A 6,496-nucleotide genomic window follows, 5' to 3' on the forward strand; every position below is an offset into this window, starting at 1 on the left:
GTCGCCCGACAGGCACAGTGTGAGAGTGCGTGCTGCACCTCGAGCGGTGCGGTGTAAGCGGTGTAAGCGGTGTAAGCGGTGTAAGCGGTGTAAGCGGTGTAAGCGGTGTAGATGCCTGGTCAAGGGTCGTGGTGCGGGCGCCGACGAGGGCGCGGGCAGCGGCAGCGCCGGTCCGGCCGAGGCCGGATGGTGTGTCAGGGCTGTGGCGTAGCCGCGCATATGCCGACTATGCGCGTGATCACCTCCCGCTGCAAGCTGCTTCCTGATAATTTCAGCCGTCGGGTATCGCCCTGGCTTTGACATCAAGTGACTGTCAGAATGGCATTGTTGGCAGTCCCTCGGGAGGTGGGATGTGAGTGAGGCCCGTTCTGGTACCAGCGCGCCGACCGTCCTGCGTATGATCTTGGGCCGTCGGTTGCAGGACATGCGGCTCACGGCCGGCGCCTCCCTGGAGGACGCGGCGAAGGCCCTGCGAGTGAAGACCCTGACGATTCGTCGGCTGGAGAAGGCCGAGGTCGCCCTCAAGCCCCTGTATGTGGAAAAGCTGCTCGAGACCTACGGCGCGGCGCGCCGTGAGATCGAGGAGTTCGTCGATCTGGCCGAGCAGGCCAACAAGCCCGGCTGGTGGCACTCCTACCGCGATGCGGTCCCCAGCTGGTTCACCGCCTACGTCAGCCTGGAGACCGGCGCCAAGACCCTGCGCACCTACGAACCGCACTACGTGAGCGGCCTTTTGCAGACCCCCGCCTACGCCCGAGCTGTGCTGCGCGGCGGTCTGCCCAACGGTAGCGACGAAGAGATCGAGCGCCGCGTGGAGTTGCGGCTGCGCCGCCAGAAGCTGTTGGAGCGCGACGACGCCCCCACTTTGTGGGTGGTGATGGAGGAAGCCGTCCTGCACCGGGAGGTGGGCGGGCCTGAGGTGATGCGTGACCAGATCGACCGACTGCTTGAGATCTCCGAACTCGCGCACGTCAGCGTCGACATCGTGCCGTTCACCGCGGGGGCGCACGTCGGGGCGTGCGCCCCCTTCACGTACTTCCGCTTCGAGGAGCCCGAGCTGCCCGACATCGTCTACAGCGAGCTGCTGTCGGCCGCCGTCTACCTGGACCAGCGCCCGGACGTCGTCGCCCACCTCGAGGCGCACTCCCGGATGGCCCTGCTCACCTCCTCCAAGGACAGCAGGGGGCTTTTGCAACGCATGCGCAAGGAGTACTCGTGATCGGTGCCGACGATGACATCTACAACGGAATGCCCGCCCTGGAACTGGGCGAGAAGGGCTGGATGCGGCCCTGGAGCGGCCCCAACGGCGGCCAGTGCGTGGAGACGAAGAAACTCCCCGACGGCCGGGTGGCCCTGCGGCAGTCCACTGACCCGGCCGGACCGGCGCTGATCTGCGCCCCCGAAGAGATCGCCGCGTTCGTGCGCGGTATCAAGGAGGGCCTGGCCGATCACCTGACCGATGTCGACGTGTGAACCAGACCCGCCGAACCGCGACAAGGGCCGCCGATACGCCGGCACCGGTCCTCGTCCCGGCCCCGACTCAACCACCACTCACCTGAAAGGGCGAACATGACCAGGCAGGACGGCCGGGATCTCGACACCAGCAGGGCGCACTCGGCGCGGATGTACGACTACTTCCTGGGCGGCAAGGACCACTTCGACGTCGACCGGGAAGCAGCCCTGATCGCTGCCAAGGCCCATCCCGGCCTGCCGGTGACGGCCCGCGAGAACCGGGCGTTCATGCGCCGCGCCACCCGTGTGCTGGCCCAGGAGCACGGCATCCGCCAGTGGCTCGACATCGGGACCGGCATCCCTACCGAACCCAACCTGCACCAGATCGCCCAGTCCGTCGCCCCCGGAGCCCGCGTCGTATACGCCGACAACGACCCCCTCGTCCTCAAATACGCCGAACGCCTTATGCGCAGCACCGCACAGGGACGCACGGCCTATATCGAAGCCGACGTCACTGACCCCGAAGCCCTGATCGATGCCGTGCAGGACGCCGAGGTCCTCGACTTCGACCAGCCCATCGCGCTCACCCTGAACGCACTCATGCATTTCGTCACCGCCCCGCACGATCCCTACGCCATCGTGCGCCGGCTCCTCGATCCTCTTTCGCCCGGCAGCGTTTTGGCCATGAATCACTGCACTCCCGACTTCGACCCTGCCACCTGGAACAACGTCGCCAGGGCCTACACCGAGGCCGGGACGCCGGTCCAGTTCCGCACCCGGAGCGAGGTGGCCCGCTTCTTCGACGGCCTGGATCTGATCACCCCCGGAATCTGCTGCTGTCACCGCTGGCGCCCCACCACAGCCCCTGATGGCACCGAACCGACCGATGCCGATATCAGCCTGCTGGCCGGCGTCGGCATCAAACCCTGACCGGCACCCTGCCCGGCGCCCCTGACTGCTCCCCCGCCGACTGCTTCCGGGTAACTGACATGACGCAGAACCTGTTGAGCTTCGGCGCCCCCAACGGTCTGTGGCCGATATGAGCTTCTCGGAATGGCTCCACCGCTACCTCATCGGCGAAGACATGAGCGGGCCCGACAGCGCGGCCTTCTATCCGGGCACGGTGCAGTTGCTCGAAACGCGTATGTCGTCATTCCGACTCTCAACCCCGGCCGGCGTCCCACCCGACCACCCAGAAGCACAGCCGGGTGACGTGACCCACCTTCGAACGACGTTGCAGGTCGATCGGCTCACCACAAAGCTCCGGCCCGGCTGAGATGCCTGAGCCTGCTGCAGATCCAACTGCCTACTGCGGCTTCGCCGGCGAGGGTGAGGTCGAGGGCGTGGGGCTCTGACTGTTGGGCTCGCAGAGCTTGTCCAGGTCGGCCGCAGGAAGGGAAGGGTTGAGGATCTTGACGAGCTCGACGAGCTTCTTGCACACCTCTACGGGGTCCTTCTGGGGTGCGCTCGGTGCGGCCCACGCGGCGACGGGTGACGCCACGAGCAGGGCCAGGGCGACAGACGCGGACGCTACGGCTTTGCGGATCACGGGCTTCTCCTTCATCGGCCGGCTCCTCACCGGATCACCCTTCGATCGTGCCGGAACCACGCAGAAGGTCCCCGACAACCACCTCCGAACGGGTGACCGGGCTCCGCGACAACAACTTTGACCAGGCACGATCCGGAGCGGCCCGATCATCTCGGCTGAAGGCCGTTCTGGAGGGCGTGTGAACCCTCGGGGGCGCCTCGACGCACTGGTCATGCGCGTCTCTGAGACATCGGTGGCACAGAGCGGTCTTCGTGCTGCTACTGGGCCGCGGGGCCACCGGCCCGGTCGCCTCTCGACGGCCGCGCCGTTCACCGATGACGGGTGGCGGACGGCGCAGTGCGGGATGTGCCCAGAGGCCGGGACGACAGCGGACCGTGCGGTGACGGGGTCGGGCTGAGTTCGCTGGAGCGTCATCCACGACGGGGGGATGCCCCCGCCCGGAAAACGGGTAGACGGCTTATCCCAGCCGGCACACGGCCTGCGGGAAGATCGACGTGGAGGAAGCCTGTGGACGGGATCGTGCTGCTCAAGGACGACCACAAGAGTGTGGAGAAGCTGTTCAAGGAGTTCGAGAAAGCCGGGGAGAACGCTCACGCCCAGAAGCGGAAGATCGCCGACCAGGTGATCAAGGAGCTCACCACGCACACCTTCATCGAGGAGGAGATCTTCTACCCGGCCTCCCGGGAAGCGGCCCCCGACACCAAGGACCACGTACTCGAGAGCGTCGAGGAACATCACGTCGTGCTGTGGATGCTCTCCGAGCTCAAAGACCTCGAAGCGTCCGACGAACGGTTCGACGCCAAAATGACCGTTCTCATCGAGAACGTGCGCCACCATGTCGAAGAGGAGGAGAAGGAGTGGTTCCCCGAAGTTCGCAAGGCCATGGGGCGCAACCGCCTCACAGAACTCGGAGAACAGATGGAGGCCGCCAAGAAGAACGCACCCCATGACCCGCTGGCCGTTCCCAGCGCCGACAAGTAACCCCGGTCCGGATCCGACGAGTTCGGACCCAGCCGCCAACGGTTGTGCCTCCGCAGCCGAGTGTTGACGGGCGTGACCGTGAGAGAACCACCGGCAGGCGATCAACAAACGTCATGGCGGCAGCGAACCGGTGGCATGGCCCGCCGGAACGGACCGGACGACAGAGGTTCTAGCCTGGAGCACCATGGGTGAGACATCTGAGGACCGCGACAATCGCTCCTTCGTATGGCACATCGGGAGCGAAGAGCTGATCATTCGCCGCCGCTACGAGACGGCGAGCATCAGCAACGACATTCTGATCGCCTGCTGGTTCATCGTCGGCAGCGTCATGTTCTTCTACAAAGCGTGGACGACTGCGGGCACCTGGTGCTTCCTGGCGGGCAGTATCGAGTTGCTCATTCGGCCTGTGCTCCGGCTGGGCCGACACCTGCATCTGCAGAAAGTACGTGCGCGGCCCCTGCCCGCAGGGGCCGCGGAAAGGGCCACGACCGCGCACGAGAGGGAGACCGGTTCGCCGGAAGACTACTGAAGTTCCAGCCCGCACAGTCGGCGAACCTGCCTGCCGGAAGACCGTCTACGAACGCCAACGCCGACAGACCTGGGAACGGCTGCTCCAGCAGGCCCCCGCAAGAAGCCAGACAGACTCGCGGGCCGACAAGGACTACAGCGACGGTCTCCGCGGCGGCCGCCGCGATCTGGCTTCGAACATGAACTCCTAAGCGACCCAGCAGTAGACGCCCTGGTTTTGGCGCAAGGCGCTACTGACGAGAGCAGCCAGATCACCCACGATCGCGGCGGCGATCTCGGTGTCGATGACCTCACCGTCGTCCGCGCGCAACTGCGCCCACGAGGCCGCGACATCACGCAACCTGGAGTCCCCGGCGCCCGCAAGTGCAGTGGACAAGCGGGGTGGAATCGCGAAGACGACACACCCGTCATTGTCCTGGCCGGCGACGATACGAGGCTCACCGGCTTCGACGAGTTCCTCGAAGCTGCCGTCGGTCAGAAGGCATTCCCACTCGATCACGGCCTCCTCGGGATCGAAGTTGCCGAAGGAGAGCGACTCGCATGCTCGTCTCGGCCCGGTCCGGAGGGCCAGGCCCGCTGACGTGTCGTCCGGCGCCACGAAGAACTTCACGATGATGCTCACCCGGGCATCATGCCCGACTGCCCGCAGCCATGTTCGACCGGACAAGTCCTGGCGTGACTCCCAACCCCGAGCCCATTGAGGCCGGCGGGAGCCGTATCGCCGACTACACGGCTCCCGCCTCCTGTCCTCGCGGCCGTTGCACGCAGGGGAACTCCCGCTTCCCCTGGGGCCGTCGAGGACACCGCGCGTGGGGGTGACATCCGGGGAGAGTGTCACCCCCACGCCGGCACTCCCGCCTCCCTGCGGGCACCGGCACAGCCCAAGCCCAGTGCCCGCAGTCGGACCGCGCCCACCGCCGGGGGAAGCGGAAACACGGCCGGCACGGCCCGTGTCCCCCGCCCGCTTCCGCTCATGCCGCAGAACCCGAACCGGCACGGCGTACTTCTCCTACGCCGCCGCCACACCCGTACCGACCACGCCCTCCGGTGCCCTCGTGTACGCGACCTCGTGCCGACCGCACCTGTGGGGCTGGGCGCCCTACCCCGATCCCGCGTGGGGCGGCCCGAGCCCGGTCGGCGCCGCCGCCCTCAGACGCCGTCAGATCGGCGGCATTGGCCTGGATTTCGAGCATCTCGGCGGTGTGCCGCCCGTCGGCCTGCACGGCGACCCAGTCCTCAGCTGCGGGGTCACCGTTGATGGGACAGTCCCGTCAACGGTGAGGCGATTCCGCCTGGGAGGCGCACCCCGTGTGGCCGTAGCGTGCCGGGTGTGAGCGGTGGGAGCAGTGTGCGCGCCGGTCCTTTCGGACTATTCAGTGCGGGGGAATACGTGTGCAGCCTAGACGTACCGCATCTACCAATCGCGTCAGCCGCGCCCTGGGAGAGACCATGGCCATACGTGAACCAACCCTGCATGCCGATTGCGGGGCGGGCGCGCCTGCGTCGGCCTGTTGGTGGGCTGTCCGGCCGTGCTCGGGCTGCTGTCCGGCGCGCAGGTCGCCTCCGCGGCGACGCTGATGACCTGCGCCGGTAGGCAGAACATCTCCGACAGCCCAGGCCGCCTCACCAACGCTGTGCGCACCGTTACGCCCATGACACTGATCGCCTCCGCCCCCTGTCCGTCAGACGCCACAAGGGCTCGCCTCACTGGCCGGCGTGGACGCCTTCACTTTGGTGCCCGTGTACCCACCGCGTCTTACGCCCCATCGCCCGTCATCGAGCCATCGGGGGTTCGCCGGTCGCTCTGCTCAACATCCGCGCCTGGAGAGCGTGTTGCCGCCCTCTCCGAACCGTCTCACATCTCCACCCGGGAAGGAATCACAGCATGGTACGCACCGGACACACCGCTCTCTCCAGGACCGGCTCGCTCCTGGCAATGGTCTGCCTACTCCTGATCGGTACCTGCCTGGCAGCCTCGCCGACCCA

8 protein-coding genes are annotated in these 6,496 nt (G+C 66.9%); 6 read left to right on the forward strand and 2 right to left on the reverse strand.

Translation table 11 applies throughout. From position 1 onward, the window contains the following. Positions 1-352 precede the first annotated feature (352 nt). The 4 genes from ACZ45E_RS22505 (at position 353) to ACZ45E_RS22520 (ending at position 2,728) form a co-directional block, all read left to right on the forward strand. Positions 353-1,219, forward strand: coding sequence for a helix-turn-helix domain-containing protein (locus tag ACZ45E_RS22505; RefSeq protein WP_468223068.1), 867 nt, complete (start codon positions 353-355; stop codon positions 1,217-1,219). Between the two features lie 29 nt (positions 1,220-1,248). Next, positions 1,249-1,473 carry a DUF397 domain-containing protein gene (locus ACZ45E_RS22510; protein ID WP_468223114.1) on the forward strand — a complete coding sequence of 75 codons (225 nt, stop codon included), beginning with the start codon at positions 1,249-1,251 and terminating at the stop codon, positions 1,471-1,473. A gap of 96 nt (positions 1,474-1,569) precedes the next feature. Beyond that, on the forward strand, positions 1,570-2,382 hold the full coding sequence (locus tag ACZ45E_RS22515) for an SAM-dependent methyltransferase (RefSeq protein WP_468223070.1): 813 nt from the start codon (positions 1,570-1,572) through the stop codon (positions 2,380-2,382). A gap of 109 nt (positions 2,383-2,491) precedes the next feature. Further along, positions 2,492-2,728, forward strand: a complete 237-nt coding sequence (locus tag ACZ45E_RS22520; protein ID WP_468223072.1) for a hypothetical protein — start codon at positions 2,492-2,494, stop codon at positions 2,726-2,728. A gap of 30 nt (positions 2,729-2,758) precedes the next feature. Here ACZ45E_RS22520 and ACZ45E_RS22525 read toward each other — a convergent pair whose 3' ends face one another. After that, a complete protein-coding gene (locus ACZ45E_RS22525) occupies positions 2,759-3,016 on the reverse strand; it encodes a hypothetical protein (RefSeq protein ID WP_468223073.1) in 258 nt (85 codons plus the stop codon). Between the two features lie 492 nt (positions 3,017-3,508). Between ACZ45E_RS22525 and ACZ45E_RS22530 the strand changes: the two genes are divergently transcribed. Continuing rightward, positions 3,509-3,982, forward strand: a complete 474-nt coding sequence (locus tag ACZ45E_RS22530; protein WP_468223076.1) for a hemerythrin domain-containing protein — start codon at positions 3,509-3,511, stop codon at positions 3,980-3,982. A gap of 184 nt (positions 3,983-4,166) precedes the next feature. Then, positions 4,167-4,511: a YrhK family protein gene (locus ACZ45E_RS22535; RefSeq protein WP_468223078.1), complete on the forward strand. Its 345-nt coding sequence runs from the start codon at positions 4,167-4,169 to the stop codon at positions 4,509-4,511. A 186-nt stretch (positions 4,512-4,697) separates the two neighbouring features. Here the strand turns inward: ACZ45E_RS22535 and ACZ45E_RS22540 are convergent, their stop codons facing one another. Further along, complete coding sequence (locus ACZ45E_RS22540) at positions 4,698-5,132, reverse strand: hypothetical protein (RefSeq protein WP_468223080.1); 435 nt, start codon at positions 5,130-5,132, stop codon at positions 4,698-4,700. Positions 5,133-6,496: the final 1,364 nt, after the last annotated feature.

The sequence above is a fragment of the Streptomyces sp. NPDC030991 genome (genome assembly GCF_055571235.1).